This window comes from Candidatus Poribacteria bacterium (assembly GCA_026702755.1).
Lineage (GTDB): Bacteria > Poribacteria > WGA-4E > WGA-4E > WGA-3G > WGA-3G.
In genome coordinates this window covers 1-14,934 of sequence record JAPPBX010000021.1, presented here as the reverse complement: position 1 = coordinate 14,934, position 14,934 = coordinate 1, and the positions used below count along the sequence as shown (strand labels likewise).

8 protein-coding genes are annotated in these 14,934 nt (G+C 50.5%); 5 read left to right on the top strand and 3 right to left on the bottom strand.

Features of this window, described 5'->3' with window-relative positions; all coding sequences use genetic code 11:
• The first annotated feature begins 764 nt into the window (after positions 1-764).
• Together OXH39_04160 and OXH39_04155 are read left to right on the top strand one after the other, a co-directional pair.
• The gene (locus OXH39_04160) at positions 765-3,923 is read left to right on the top strand and encodes a hypothetical protein (GenBank protein ID MCY3549631.1); all 3,159 of its coding nucleotides are present in this window, start codon (positions 765-767) and stop codon (positions 3,921-3,923) included.
• Between the two features lie 1,036 nt (positions 3,924-4,959).
• Entirely contained in the window at positions 4,960-5,412 is a 453-nt protein-coding gene (locus tag OXH39_04155; protein ID MCY3549630.1) for a hypothetical protein, read from the top strand.
• Between the two features lie 649 nt (positions 5,413-6,061).
• Here OXH39_04155 and OXH39_04150 read toward each other — a convergent pair.
• A complete protein-coding gene (locus OXH39_04150) occupies positions 6,062-6,286 on the bottom strand; it encodes a hypothetical protein (protein ID MCY3549629.1) in 225 nt (74 codons plus the stop codon).
• 112 nt (positions 6,287-6,398) lie between these two features.
• Here OXH39_04150 and OXH39_04145 point away from each other — a divergent pair, with 112 nt between their 5' ends.
• A complete protein-coding gene (locus tag OXH39_04145) occupies positions 6,399-11,234 on the top strand; it encodes an Ig-like domain-containing protein (protein MCY3549628.1) in 4,836 nt (1,611 codons plus the stop codon).
• 470 nt (positions 11,235-11,704) lie between these two features.
• Here the strand turns inward: OXH39_04145 and OXH39_04140 are convergent, their stop codons facing one another.
• The gene (locus OXH39_04140; protein ID MCY3549627.1) at positions 11,705-11,953 is read right to left on the bottom strand and encodes a hypothetical protein; all 249 of its coding nucleotides are present in this window, start codon (positions 11,951-11,953) and stop codon (positions 11,705-11,707) included.
• Positions 11,954-12,226: 273 nt separating this feature from the next.
• On the opposite strand from OXH39_04140, the gene tnpA reads away from it, so the two are divergent.
• The gene (gene tnpA, locus OXH39_04135) at positions 12,227-12,697 is read left to right on the top strand and encodes an IS200/IS605 family transposase (protein ID MCY3549626.1); all 471 of its coding nucleotides are present in this window, start codon (positions 12,227-12,229) and stop codon (positions 12,695-12,697) included.
• A 152-nt stretch (positions 12,698-12,849) separates the two neighbouring features.
• The gene (locus tag OXH39_04130) at positions 12,850-14,679 is read left to right on the top strand and encodes a redoxin domain-containing protein (GenBank protein ID MCY3549625.1); all 1,830 of its coding nucleotides are present in this window, start codon (positions 12,850-12,852) and stop codon (positions 14,677-14,679) included.
• A gap of 75 nt (positions 14,680-14,754) precedes the next feature.
• On the opposite strand, the gene OXH39_04125 is transcribed toward OXH39_04130, so the two are convergent.
• Positions 14,755-14,934, bottom strand: a 180-nt coding sequence (locus OXH39_04125; GenBank protein MCY3549624.1) for a hypothetical protein, incomplete at its 5' end; no start/stop codon positions are given.

Sequence of the window (14,934 nt, the reverse complement as noted above, 5' to 3'; positions counted from 1 at the left end):
ATACTAACTGGTGTTAAAAAAGGTATAGTAGACTGCGAGGATGTGGAGGGAAACCCCCTTCCAACACGTAGACACAATATTTCTTTCAAAAAAACTTGACAAGAAACGCATTCTTGGGTATAATTAAATACGTAGGTTTAGATGTAGGTTGGGTTGAACAAACCGTCTGCCCCCCTGATAAGGGGGGATCAGCAAACCGCCTGCCCCCCTGATAAGGGGGGATCAAGGGGGGTTAAAACCCAACATCCAGCGAAACTACAAGATTTTTTTGAAGAAAAATTTGACACAAATACCACAAATGTAGTATAATAAATACTATATGTGGTAGGGAATTCAAAATTCCCAACACCAATGTAAAAGATTTGAGCGGGGTAGGAGGGAATTCCGATTCCCGACTCCTGCAACCGCAAAAAAGACTTGACACTTTTTCGTAACTTATTTACAATTAACAACGTTTATACAAGTGGTTTGGCTCAACCTATCGCAATGTTCACACAAAGCATACAGAGAGAATTCCCAAACCCAAATTTTTCAAGCGTGTTCCAAAAACCCTACTGTTACTGGTAGATGCGGTTTCCGAATCGCACCGAGTTTTAGAAAACACGCACTCTAAGGTTAGTTCAGAATGGATTTCATTCCCTGAAAATCTGTTCTTGATGTTTGATAGTATGAAGCGCGTTCCGAAAGCGCGCAGGGGTGAGAATCCCATCACCCCACGATTTTAGTAGAATGTTTTTTAGATTGATTTAAATGGAGGAAAACTAATGTTAACGTTGTCAAAGAACTTGACATTTTCCTTAACTTTTTTAGTGGTGTTGCTTGCCTTTGGGCTTGCCTTCTACGTGCCGTCCGCGATGGCAGATCACGGTTCGTTTGATGTCACGATCTCGGCAGACGTAGATATGGAAGACGTATCGTCCGACGGTGGTGGCATTCAGATCGCATCTGGTCGTAATCGTGAGGCGGCTCGCGCCCTTACCGAAGGTACAATTATACGCCTTTCGATCAAGACTGCTCAGATAGTGAACCTTTCAGACCCAGATGTGACAAACGTTGATGTGGAAGACCGTGGTGATGCCAATGCGCTTGATGTCACCGACCTCGTCGTTGATGCCTATGATGCCGAGGGGCGTTCACTCGGTATTCTTAAGAATACTGCTGAAACAGCTACCACAATCCAGCTTTCACATAGGGATCCGACCAATCCGGGCAAAGAGTTCCTTGTTACAATAGACGCAGGTGAGTTAACAGACGCGTATACGGCACAAAGGGGTGGTGGTCAACAGTTGGAAATCCACACCCTGCTCTTCTCGATCCCCAAGGATAGGATGGAACGGGCGGATGAAGCCTTTATTACGCTGGTCAGAAATGACGGTCACGCAGTCAGTAAGAATAACCGCGCTGCGGTCTACAAAGTCCAACTCGTTGACGACGACGAGGGTAACCCGCAATACAACATGGGTGTCAGTGGCACAGCAGTTGGTGATACAGGTGTTCCCGGTGTTGTTGGTGTTGATCGTCTTGATGAGCGACGTGCCAGTGGTTTTATTGAAACCGGTGATTTTACCGTCCGTGTCATCCTCACGGAAGAACCAAACGGAATTGCCGATATCATGAAGGATGCCACAAAACTGATTGATGTCCAAAACGGCAAAGCGACAGCTATTACCAAAGGTACAACGCTTAAAGGTGCTCATGTGGTAGCTACGAGTGGCTCGCGAAGCGCACAAACCAGCGAATTGACGCGTGATATAACGAATTACACCGACATGGCTGGTACTAATACTGCTGCTTTACCCGACGCTACAGGTCGGGACAACATGTACCATACCTACTTCGTAACCATCTCGCCGAATGACGGTCATAACGGTTATGTCACTGTTTCAATCAAGTCGTTTGACGACAAGGTGCTACCGGTTCCGAATACGTATACCCCGTTGACGGCTGTCCAAAGAGTTTCGAGAGTCTTGACAGATGCCCAAACGACTGTCAGAAATGCCAGACTCGCAAACGAAACGCTGATGGTCAGGGTGAATAAAGCCGCTGCTGCAAAGACCGATGTTGTGGTAGCATACGAAGCACGTCAAAAGGTCCTTGATGGGGTTACAAACGACACCACGCTCGGCGCGAAACTTGTCGTTCCGGCAGGTGGATATCTCGTCATCCATGGCGCAGATATCGGTGACACCGGTATCGTTGATCCCGGAAACAAAGTCAACACGAAAAAATTGGATCCTGCGAAAGCGCTTTACAATATTACGAAGCTTTCGTTGACATTCCCTGCGGACGATTTGGATAACTTCTTCCGTAATGGCGGTACGCTCAATTTGGGTTATGCGGACATCACCGAAGCCACTGGCAGCGGACACGGTGACGCAAAATCGCCTCAAGCCGATAAGGCACATGCTGATTACACAGGCTACGATGGTGCATCAACGAACGCTTATGCCGCTGGTGCTTTGATCATCAACGAGATTATGTGGGGACTCGATGGTAATGACAAAACGAGCCAGTATATCGAACTCCACAATCCAGGCACTGCAGCGATCGGTATTGATTCCAAAGAATGGGTCATCTCGGTTGGAAGCCTCCCCGCTGGATACACGCTTATTGATTCAGCTGGCAACAATCCGGCTTCCGGTTTCTGGCAAGTACCGGGGATGGGTGGTGTAACCTCAACGAGTGCAGATCACCCCGTCGTTTCAGATCTCGTTTCTATGTCTCGTGTAGCCGATGCCGTCGATGGTACTGCCGCAGCGAGTTGGGCAATGTCCATGCGTCCAAGTTCTAACCTCAGTGGACGGCGCGTTGGAACACCGGGTGCCGCGAATAGTTACGTGATGCCACCACCGGCACCTGTAACTCCACCCGCACCACCGCCACCTGCGTCAACACCAACACCGGGCGCAACAGCTGCTGATATCACGATTACCGAAATCATGGCTGACAGTGGCAACGGCAGATTCCCACAGTGGATTGAGCTCACGAACCAGGCCGCTGAAGAAGTTAGTCTTGATGGCTGGATGCTCAACATCTCAAACGATCCTGCCGATACAGATGTCGTTGGCAGCTCGCTTGTGATTGACCTCAGCGGTAACACGTTGGGTGTCAGTGCAAATGCAGGCAACATGGGCAAAGGGCAATCTCTGCTGATTATTGCTTACTCGGGCCGCGGCTCCGGTAACTTAAGCAATGTGGCTATCATAGATGCCTCAAGTGCAGATCAATTGGATCAAACCGGACGGTATATGCTCCTCAGCGAGACGGCATTCAAACTTGTCCTGATGCCACCGCAAGATACTGGTGTGACGCAATATGGCGACATGGCTGGTAACCTTGAAAACGGCGCGGCAGCATGGGCATTGCCAATGGCTGAAGGGATGCGGAGTTCGTTGATCCGTCGGGAAATGGATGCCATGAACATGGCGACCATGGGCACCGCCGCGAATGGCTGGAGACAAGCATCCATGACCGATCTCGCCAGTGGACAGATCACTTGGTATGGCAGCGACGAAGACGCTGGAACACCCGGCTATGATGCTGGTGGTCCGCTACCCGTCGAACTCTCCATGTTCTATCCGAAGCGCGATCAACTTACCGGTCAGGTTGTGATTAAATGGGAAACCCAGTCCGAGCTGAACAACGCTGGATTCTTCATCAAGCGGAGTGAAGCAGAGGATGGCGAGTTCAAGGTCATCAACCAAACAATGATTGCCGGTGCAGGCACGACTTCTGAGAAGCAGTCCTATACCTACACCGATACAAGTGCAAAACCCAACGTCGTCTACTATTATCAGATCGAAGATGTTTCCTTAGACGGACAGCGCCAACTCCTTACGATTGGCACCCGCCTGAGAGGTCACGTCGGCGCTGCTGGTAAACTCACGGCCACGTGGGGTGAATTGAAGAAAGTACAAGAGTAAACTCAGGGATATTCTAACTAACCTACCCAAAAAAATAGAGCGGCGGACTCCGGGGTCCACCGCTCTATTTTTTTTGTAGCATAGGCTGTTAGCCTGTGGCTCTTTGTATCAAAACCGCTTCCGCACCCCTGGCGATTCCCCCAGGCCCGGTAGGTGCGGTTTGTAACCGCACCGGACTGTCCCAATAAACTACCGAATTAATTTTTTAATCTTCATCTCTTCCTTCCCTAAAACCTAATATCCATAGGTGTCAATTTAGGGTTTCTGTGCTCTTGTAGGTTGGGTTGAACGGCGTTGAGAGGCAGATGTGCGTGTTTCAAACACACATCAAATCTAAGAGGCTGCGATATACACTCAAGAACAGAGTGAAACCCAACTTCATACGGCCCCTCGTGAGGTGTGGCACTTCAGACCAAGAGCGTTGGGTTTCACTCGTTCTGCGGCGGATGTGGCGTGTCAGGAGAAAAGTTCGTTTTTTTATGATTTTCACGGTTTCGGTGGTATCCGTTCAACCCAACCTACGATGCTGCGCCGGGTTTTAACCATAAACTTTGCACACGCCAGAATGCCTCTTTAGTCCCGTAGGGACGGCATTTGTGTAGAAATCGACGTAATATATGAGTCAAGCCCCGTAGGGGCGGCATCTGTAGAAGAGCTGCGACGAAATAAGACAAAAAGTCCCTAAATTGACACTATGGTGGGGTTTGTAACCGCACCGGGCATCGGAAAAAATTACCCGATTAAATACTTAATCTTCATTAGGGGTGTTATATCTATAGAAAATGGTATATTTACGCGATAGCACTCCGAATGTATTCCTCATCCTCAAAATCCTGCAAATCCGGCTTCAGACAATCCACCTTTCCGCTTCCATTCTTCCTTCCCTAAAACCTAAAATTTGTTTCTTAATATTGATTTAACTTGACAAATATCTGAAAAAAAAGGTAAAATTCTCACAGACCTGTGTAAGAAACTGCGACATAGGGGTTCTTATACAATATAAACGCTATGAGTAGGAGCAAGATTCTATATTTATATGACCTTAAAAACTACGAATGATACGAATGACAACCAAAACGACTATGTATCATTAGTAAGAATCCCACGTAAATGGTTTAACCTATTTGTCTGGACCTTTGCAATCCTAACAATTGCCCACACTGGTGCTGAATTGCTTACCAGTTGGACGTGGGATGCTTTAGGTGAAACGACATTAACACGAACGTCGGTTTTAATGACGTTAATAGTCGGTTGGTTTTTCATCGTATCACATATATGGGAGATTATCATGTTAGGATATGCCAAGCTATTCAAAGAAAAAGTACTTCAGGAAGGTATAGAAAAAGGTAGAGAAAAAGGTAGAGAGGAAGGTAGAGAGGAAGGTAGAGAGGAAGTATATAAGGCACTGGTGCGAGCCCATAAAGAAGGCAAAACGCTGGAAGAAGTGCTGGCAAGCCATAATGGCCAGCAGAAACAACAATCAAATTAACCTGTCACCTACCGCTTTTACGCCCAATCTTCCACCCTTGCTGGTGGGCGAGGAGTGTGTCCTCGCCTTCCTAATCCGGTCAATCCCTAAATCCTGCAAATCCCGCTTCAGACGCGAATAGTTGTCAGTTGTCAGTTATCAGTAGTCAGTATCGCTTCCACTCTTCCACCCTTCCACTCTTCCACCCTTCCATCCGCTAACAAAATACGTAACCAACCCATAATCCCAACGTTTAAAAGTTAATCGCTATAGTTATCAGCAGTCAGTTTCCAGCGGTTGTCCAATACGCGCTTCTTTTAATAAAAAACTTCCACGCAAACCACTAATAACTATTAACTCTCACTGCGAGGCAAACTAACAACCATTAAAAAACTTGACAAAACACACAGATATATATTATAATTTACATTAGGAACGACGCGTCCGCATCATTTTGAAGCAAAATCCGAAGAAAAGCAACAAACATAGTGATAACAAGTAACCAGTGTCCTGTCCTTGTACCGCAAACTTTTAGTTTGCGTCTTAGTGCACACAATCTAAAAGATTGTGCTACAAAGAAGGCATTCATATTATATTCAGAAATTAGCAAGAACCAAAAGAAATCAGTCGGCTGTTGCGATTATACGAACGATACCTGTCACAGGGGGCACTACTGATGTTTCCGCTTTGCTGATGGAAACCGATAGTCGACGGTCTCCAATAACAGACTTTCGCAGCTGCCAAATGTAGCTGCACACATAACGATCGGCACGTCGCTTCCAGCAAGAAGAGTTATCACCCAAAGATTCAAACATCCTTGAAAGGGACTGATGACTGACTGCCGACAGCCGACGGCTGAAAGCCGATAGCCAATAACCAATAAACAGCGAGGCACGCGTGCGGGTTTCCCCACGAAGCCCGCGCTGAATATCCATTGACCTGTAGGACAAGGTCCCGTGCCTCAGTCCTGCACAACCTTATAAAACGAAGATGAGGTATATTTTTTCATGAACACCTTAACGACACGAAAAATTGTACTCGGACTGCTGATGACCCTCGTGCTGGCGTTCAGCGTGCAGGGCACCGCGGACGCGCTGACCTTTGGAAACCACAGCTCCAGCGACGGTGACCTTCGGACGGTATACCAGAACCAGGAGTTTACGATACGGGTTCCTATAACCCTTAAGGGTGCGGAGAGGAGGCCAGGGTTCACGTCAGTCCCCTCAACAGATACAACCGGTACTTCTGTACCAGCAGCTGATCGCACTAACATGTTTTATGATAATACTGATGGATCTGGATTTACAATTGGTACTGATACACCAGTAGATTATGATGATGCTCACTATTATGATCAGGAGCAGATTACCATTACGGTTGTTGGAAGCGCGGCTATTAAAAAGGTAGGAAGCAATAACGTCCCCAGTGCTAGGGCTGCTAGTCTTACGATGTATGAGCGTTCGCACGACAGTTATGATGCTGCAGCGAATGATGAACGGTTTTCAGGCTCCATCACCTTAACCCTTGAACCTACCGGTGTAGGAACAGTTGTAGTCAGGGTCACTGATTCCACTGTTGCCGCTGATAACCGCGGCGGGGTAGTATCAGGCCTCCTTATGGCTTATACGGTCTATGTAGTCAACTATAAAACCACACCCGCGACAGCATTGAGTTTTGCTGCTACGACTATTCCCGCTGGTGGTAATTACAGCGTCGGGAGGGACGATACTCATGATTCACCGGTTCAAATTACGGTAACTCCTGCTGCTGATACTCCGGTTACGCTTGAAGTTGTCGAGGGGCCCGGACAATTTTATGTACAAAAAGGCTATACTGGGGATAATGCGGGTGCCCCCATGAGCAAAAGTAGTTCCAGTCGTTCACTGGAGACATCCAGTAACGCTGCGACAGGCAGCGATACTGGTTCCAATGTGCATCTCGACATGAGAGGCGGAACTAACAGAGTTACTATAAAGGCTCCAGGAACGACCGTACCTCCTGTGACTGCTATTTTTGTCTACGGTTACCCGAGAATGGAAATAGTCGGTGGCAGCCCTCAGGGAGGTGCCACCGGAGGACGGCTTGCAGACCCCTTTGTCGTTAGAGTAAGAGATGAGAAGAACAGAGGCATCCCGATGGCGATAGTCACGTTTAGTTCAAATAACGCCACGGACACAAATGAGCGCTTCCTTCCTGTCCCCGGCACAATCGCCTATGTTGATGCCTCTGATAACTGGGCAAGCGAATTTACTGATATCTCGAATATCAATGACCCGGTCACGGCTACATCGATTTATCCGATGACCGCCGATGACACTCCTACTGATGTTGATGATGATGTACTCGTTCAAACCGATCGCAGTGGTGATGCCAAAGTCTACTTCCAATTAGGGAGTACAGCAACAAATCAGAATGTCAGTGCGACAGCAGCAGGAGCGACAGCCATAACATTTAGGGCGACGGCAACAACAGTAGTATCAACAGATGCAGCAACGATCACGATAGTAGATGGTGATAATCAACACGCTCCTGTTGATGAGCCCCTTGATGAGCCCTTGGTTGTCCTTGTGAGAGATGCAGGTGGACGGATCGTTGCAGATGCACCCGTCACGTTCACGACCAACAGTGGAGAGTTATCGGGACCTGAGCCAGGGGATCCCGGTGAAGAGATAGATGACTCGCCTGCGGACGTTCCTGACCACACAGCGCTGTTCATAGTCGTCAACACTGACGATACTGGTCGAGCCTCAGTAAGATACAACGTAGGTGATCTGCCGGGTGCGAAACAAGTTTTCTCAAGAATTGATATCTCTAATGGGCGGACTCGGACAAAGACCTTCAATGTCAATGGTCGGGCAACCACACCCAGGGACGACCCCGCTGACGATGAAGATGACACCGCACCACCACCACTCGTGACGGTTGACGTTCCGTCTACTGTCACTGGGACTGCTGGTGGCACGGCAACACTTACGATTACCGCACCTGCGAACGCAAGCATTGATCCAGGCGGACTCGGTGATACCTTCCTGAGAGCGAATGTCGGAAGCTTCACACGGTCAGGCACCACCTTCACAAGCACACTCACGCTACCTGATCAAGTCGCTGACTTTAGCCTCACTATCTTTGTCAATGATACTCGGCATTCAGTTACCGTTAGTGTAACAGCGGCACCGGTGCAAACGGGAACCCTCACCGTTCGGGTAGATCCATTCAATGGTGCCCCTGGGACAACTGCTACTGTTACCATTACCGCAACCGATTCGAGTGGCCAGCCGGCGAATGTAACGGTTAGCCTAAGTGCTACAGGTGGGACGCTCGCCAGTTCAAGTGTATCGACCGGGACCAACGGTACCACTACAGTCTCCCTTACACGGGGGAGCACGCCGGGTTCTGGAAACCACGTCACCGCCAGTGCTAATAACTATGATTCAGTGCAAGGTCGGTTTTTAATCACCGGAACCGGAACCGCTCCGCCTACAACCACACCTCCGCGTACACCTGTTACTGCGTCCGGTCTCCGTCTCGTAGAATTTGACGGGAACAACCAGACGGGTGAACCCAATACGTGGCTCGCTGACCCGCTCGTCGTGACGGTTGTGAACACCTCAGGTCAGGCAGTGCCGAATCAGGTTGTTCAGTTCACGGTAACCCGCGGCGGCGGTCGTGTTTCTCCAGCCAGCCCGACAACTAACGCAAGTGGACAGGCGCAGGCACGTCTGAGGTTGGGAAGAAATGCTGGCACCAACACCGTTACCGCAACGATCAATGGCGTTTCGGTAACCTTCACCGCCACGGCGGAACTGGCACCGGAATATCTTGAAGTGTATGATGGAAACAACCAGCGCGGCACGCTGAACAATGAACTCGCCGATCCGCTCGTCGTCCAAGTCTTAGACGACAACGAAGACGGGGTTACGGGTGTGAGTGTTAGGTTCCAAGTTACGTCGCGCAACGCGCGGCTTACGCAGCGGGGTACAGGATATGCGCTCCGTGTGGACACAGATCGGAACGGCAGGGCGGAGGCACCCCTCACCCCAACGGGTGCTGGTACCATCACGGTGCAGGCAACCGTAAATGGGCTGGATCCAGTGGAATTCACGATTACCACAGGGCCGCCACCCGCAAGCCTCACAAAAGTGTCTGGTGATAACCAAGGCGGTAACCCAGACAGTGCCCTCGCGAACCCGCTTGTCGTTGAAGTCCAAGACGCAGAAGGCGACGCCGTTGACGGCATTAGGGTAACCTTTGAAGTGACGGAAGGCGGTGGAACTCTCTCCGCTGAAACCGCAACGACGAACGCCAATGGACGCGCACAGACGAGCCTCACACTCGGCAGTGAACGTGAAGTCAATAAGGTGCGCGCAAGCGTCACCGGTTTAGATGCCGTAAACTTTAGCACCACCTTAGACGCTGTCATCCACGTCGCAGCAGCCAACCGTCCCGTAATGTACTGGATAGACGACGGAAAACTCTATCGTCTCGCCGGTGAGAAAGCGGAGAAGATCGCTGACAGCGCGACCGATGTTGCTGTCGATACCGCAGGCGGGAAAGTCTACTGGACGGAGCGGACAGGAGGTGCCTCTGGAAAAATCCATAGCGCGAACCTTGATGGCTCAGGGGCTGAGGTCTTTAAGGACCTCCCAAGCCTGCCCCATGGGATTGCAATTGATAGTGCAAACGGTAAGCTTTACCTGACGAATGGCAGAAACAGAATCCGTCAGATGAACGTCGACGGCACGCAATTCAAACCAAACTTTATTCAAGGGTTGGATGACCCAATGAATATCGCCGTCTCCGCTGGTAGGATTTATTGGACAGAGGCAGGTGGAAGCGTTCGGTATGCAAACACCGAAGGCACAACAGTCGTTCGCAATATCGTGACAGGTGCCGGTACCCTCGGTGGTATCGCCCTTGGTGGCAATAAAGTCTACTGGACGGAGCAGACAAGCGACACTACCGGTAGAATCCGAAGTGCGAACCTTAACGGGTCAGGTGTATCAGAAGTGATCACTACGACGGCTGTCCCGCAAGGTATTGCCGTTGATATTGCAGATGGCAAGCTCTTTTGGGCGGACGACCAGGGTAGAATCCAGCGGATACGCATTGATAACCAGAAACTCATAAGTGTTGCCACTGGCTTGATGGCACCGGGTGCTATCGCAATTGGTGGCGAGAATGTCGACACACCGTCCCAACAGCAGGGACCACGAGACACGACAACCGCCAAATCCAAATACGATGTCAATGGCGACGGCACGGTTGACAATGTCGACGCGGCTTTAGTCGCCGGTGCATCGGGAACGAACAATGCCGCTTACGATGTCAACGGTGATGGCGCAGTCAACTTCCTTGATCTGCTCCTTGTCTTTGACAATCGTGATCCTGGTGCAGCGGGTGCGCCGACAGTAGGACATGCAAGACTCACAGCGGTTCAGGTAGACCGCATCCAGGAGCAGATCGATCTGTTGCTTGCAACGAATGATCGGTCGCCTGCGGCGTATTTGACGCTACAGTATCTCCAGAGTCTGATCGCATCGGCGCGTCCAGGGAAGACGCAGTTGCTCGCCAACTATCCGAATCCGTTCAACCCTGAAACCTGGATTCCGTACGAGTTAGCGACCAACACCAACGTCAAACTCACCATTTACGATGCGCAAGGTCTCGTCGTCCGGACATTAGAGCTCGGACATCAATCCGCAGGCTACTACACCAGTCGCGATCGTGCAGCGTATTGGGATGGTCGCAATTCGTTCGGCGAACTCGTCGCGAGCGGTCTCTATTTCTACCAGCTCGAAACCGACGAAACATCGACCATGCGAAAAATGGTCATCTTGAAATAGGCGGGAATTCCCATTCCCAACATAACAAAGGCGCGGTTTCAACACCGCGCCTTTTTTTATCCATTTTTTTAGATACCGCCCCTACAGGGCTAAAGACTTTGGGTAAACGCGTTTCTACACAAATGTCGCCCCTACGGGGCTAAAAATTCTTTGATGTCATCCGTAAAGGTGTTATACTAAGAAACCAAGCCCCGTAGGGTTTATTTGCTTGTGTATTTCTGCGTATTTCTGCGGTATCTATGTAGAACGTGCTATCCAAAGAACGCAAGCCCCGTAGGGGCGATATCTGTGTAGACCTGCGTATAACATTGCCTCATTAGCCCCGTAGGGGCGGCATCTATGTAGAGTGTAGCATCTGTGTAGTTGTAAGAAAATGGAGAAAATGATCTTTAGTCCCGTAGGGACGACATCTGTGTAGAATGCTACCCCAAACAACCAAGCCCCGTAGGGGCGGCATCTATGTAGCAGCGTTAGAGCCAGAGGATCCAAGCCCTGTAGGGGCGGTATCTGTATAGAACGGTGCTATCCAAACACCCAAGCCCCGTAGGGGCGGCATCTGTGTAGAGCGCGTATAACATCGCATCATTAGCCCCGTAGGGGTGGCATCTATGTAGAGCACGGGTGCCCCAAACAATCAAGCCCCGTAGGGGTGGCATCTGTATAGAGCGCGTATAACATCGCATCATTAGCCCCGTAGGGGTGGCATCTATGTAGAGCACGGGTGCCCCAAACAATCAAGCCCCGTAGGGGTGGCATCTGTATAGAGCGCGTATAACATCGCATCATTAGCCCCGTAGGGGTGGCATCTATGTAGAGCACGGGTGCCCCAAACAATCAAGCCCCGTAGGGGTGGCATCTGTATAGAGCGCGTATAACATCGCATCATTAGCCCCGTAGGGGCGATATCTGTGTAGACCACGCGTGCCCGAAACAATCAAGCCCCGTAGGGGCGGTATCTATGTAAAACTGTATAATTTTATAGAAAGAAAACCATGCCAAACACCTACACACAAATCTATATACACATTGTCTTCGCCGTCAAAGGCCGGCAATCCCTCATCCCCAAACAACACAAAACCGAACTCCACGGCTACATCATGGGCATCATCAACAACAAAAAACAAACCCTCATTCAAATCAATTCCATGCCCGATCATGTTCACATCCTTATTGGACTAACACCGGACGCTGCTATATCTGATCTTGTAAGAGACATCAAGGCACATTCATCAAAATTTATTAACCGAAAACGGTGGGTTGTAGGGCGATTTGAATGGCAGGAAGGGTTTGGCGCGTTTTCGTATGCGCAATCTCAATTGAATCATCTCGTCAACTACATCAAAAATCAGGAAAAACATCATTCGAAAAAAACGTTTCGTGAGGAATATTTTGAGATTTTGGAACTTTTTAAAGTTGCCTACGAAGAGAAATATGTTTTTGATTCGGATAATGACGCGTTGTGAACGAGTAATATAAATGCCGCCCCTACAGGGCTTGATTCTTATGTTATATGCGTTTCTACACAGATGCCGCCCCTACGGGGCTAAAACCCCTTGACAAAATCCCAAAAACATGCTATACTAAAACCAAACAAAATCACCAAACGGAGGTCCACATGAAACCGTATATCCTAATACTATCCCTTATCCTCACACTACCGCTCGCAGGGCACACTGCGACCGACGACTATACAATCCCAAAGAAACACCGCGTCATCCAAGAAGCGACGCTACAACCGGGCAACGTCCCGATCGGCACAGAACTACCACGCCTCACCTTCACCGCACTCAACGGGAATACATACAATTTAGAGGCACTCACTGAACGGGGACCCGTCGTCTTCGTCCTCCTCGCAACCGAATGCCCCGTCGCGCAACGCTACACGATGCGCCTGAAACGGCTGCACGACGAATTCGCGTCGCAAAGCACCACCTTCGTCGGAGTCTACCCCAACGAAAACGACTCCATGGACGATGTGAAAAGCTACGCCGCCAAAGCGGAATTCCCGTTCCCAGTCGTCAAGGACGCAACCGGTAAACTCGCACGCGCCCTCGGTGCAACCATGACACCACAGGCGATCCTCGTGGATACGAGCAACACCCTCCGCTACCGCGGTGCCATCGACGACAACCGCTACGAAACCCGCATCAAGCATAACTACCTACGCGACGCGCTCCTCGCAACGCACACCGACACCGAAATCCCAGTGCAAGAGACACCGGCGTTCGGCTGCACGGTCCATCTTCCTGAAACGGACATCCCCGCAGAGGTTACCTATAGCGAACACATCGCGTCGATACTCCAGAAGAATTGTCAGACGTGTCATCGGCACGGCGAAGTCGCACCCTTCACACTCACCGACTACAGCGACGCGAAGGCGTGGGCAACCGAAATCGCCGAATACACGAAGGCACGCCTCATGCCGCCGTGGCAACCCGCTGTCGGTTACGGCGACTTCAAGAACGAACGCCGCCTCACGGACACCGAAATCCAGATGATCGCAGGTTGGGTCGAAGCCGGTGCACCCGCAGGCGACCTCGACGCGGTCCCGCCCGCCCCTGAATTCCCTAAAGGCTGGGCACTCGGTGAACCCGACTGGATCGCTGAAATGCCGGTTGAATATGAGATCGCACCGGAAGGCGAAGACGAGTATCGCCAGTTCATCATCCCCACGAATTTCGACACGGACATGTACGTTCAAGCGGTTGACGTGCAACCCGGTAATCGGAAGACCGTGCATCACGTCATCGCCTATCTCGATGTGAACGGCGAGGCGCGTAAACTTGACGCACAGGACCCGAAACCCGGCTATGTCACGGAAGGCACGGGACCGGGGTTCGATAGCGCAGGAACGCTTGGCGGTTGGGCACCCGGTGTCACGCCGTCTGTCTTGCCGGAGGGTGTCGGGTATCTCTTGCCGAAGGGTGCCGATATCGTCATGCAGGTGCATTACTACCGCACCGGACACGTTGAACGCGATCGTTCGCGGTTGGGATTATATTTCTCCAAAACGGCGAAGACCACCAAGCTCCGCATCGGCGACGCAATCAACAGCGATTTCGTTATCCCTGCCGGTGAAAAGTGGTATGAGGTCTTAGCATCCGAAAACTTCAAAACGGATGTCTACCTCTTGGCGGCGATGCCCCACATGCATCTCCTCGGACGCGACATGCGCCTTGTCGCAACAACCCCGTCCGGCGATAAGCACGATCTGATATGGATTCAAGATTGGGATTTCAATTGGCAAGATGTCTACCACTACCGCGAGCCGATTTTCCTACCTGCTGGCACGCGTGTAGACCTCGTCGCCCATTTCGACAACTCAGCAGAGAACCCAGCAAACCCCCACGACCCACCGGTCCCAGTCGGCTGGGGCGAAAAAACAACAGATGAAATGTGCATCGGATTTTTGTACTATGTAAAAGCGAGTGAGTTTTCGCCATAGTGTATGGTGGGGTTTTTTCTTGGGGTGTTTTTGCTTGGGTATTTCTGCGGCATCTGTGTAGACCGCGTGCCCTCACTAAAACATAGCCCCGTAGGGGCGGTATCTGTGTAGCAGGGTTAAAACCAAAGGAACCAAGCCCTGTAGGGGCGGTATCTGTGTAGATCGCGTATAACATTCCATCATTAGCCCCATAGGGGCGGCATCTGTATAGAACGGTGCTATCCAAAGAACGCAAGCCCCGTAGGGGCGGCATCT

Bases quoted from the DNA above. Each gene is read 5' to 3' on its own strand.
- OXH39_04160 (MCY3549631.1), top strand. From the start codon at position 765: ATGTTAACGTTGTCAAAGAACTTGACATTTTCCTTAACTTTTTTAGTG.
- OXH39_04155 (MCY3549630.1), top strand. From the start codon at position 4,960: ATGACCTTAAAAACTACGAATGATACGAATGACAACCAAAACGACTAT.
- OXH39_04145 (MCY3549628.1), top strand. From the start codon at position 6,399: ATGAACACCTTAACGACACGAAAAATTGTACTCGGACTGCTGATGACC.
- tnpA (MCY3549626.1), top strand. From the start codon at position 12,227: ATGCCAAACACCTACACACAAATCTATATACACATTGTCTTCGCCGTC.
- OXH39_04130 (MCY3549625.1), top strand. From the start codon at position 12,850: ATGAAACCGTATATCCTAATACTATCCCTTATCCTCACACTACCGCTC.